The 255-nt window shown below is 57.3% G+C and carries 1 pseudogene; it reads left to right on the top strand.

Features of this window, described 5'->3' with window-relative positions:
* Positions 1 to 161, top strand: a pseudogene (locus AB4Y42_RS44600) (glutathione S-transferase); the annotation flags it as partial.
* Between the last annotated feature and the right edge of the window lie 94 nt (positions 162 to 255).

Genomic DNA, 255 nt, shown 5'->3' with positions numbered 1-255 from the left:
TTGCCGACATTTCTCTGCTCGGGTGGGTTCGTAACTTGATTGGCTTTTACGAGGCGCGCGACCTTGTCGGCTTCGATCGCTTCACTCATGTCCAGCGTTGGTTCGATCGCGGTCTCGCACGCCCTGCTGTGCAGCGCGGCCTCGAGATGCCATCAGCCTGAATCAGGCCGGGCAGTTAGCCGCATAGCCTCGCTGACACGCAGAAGGAAAAGACCATGAAGATACGGAACATCATCATTGCCAGCTTCGTTGCAC

The sequence above is a fragment of the Paraburkholderia sp. EG286B genome (assembly GCF_040965655.1).
GTDB lineage: Bacteria > Pseudomonadota > Gammaproteobacteria > Burkholderiales > Burkholderiaceae > Paraburkholderia.
Note: the sequence above shows the minus strand (reverse complement) of the source record. Positions and strands in the feature narration are given on the sequence as shown.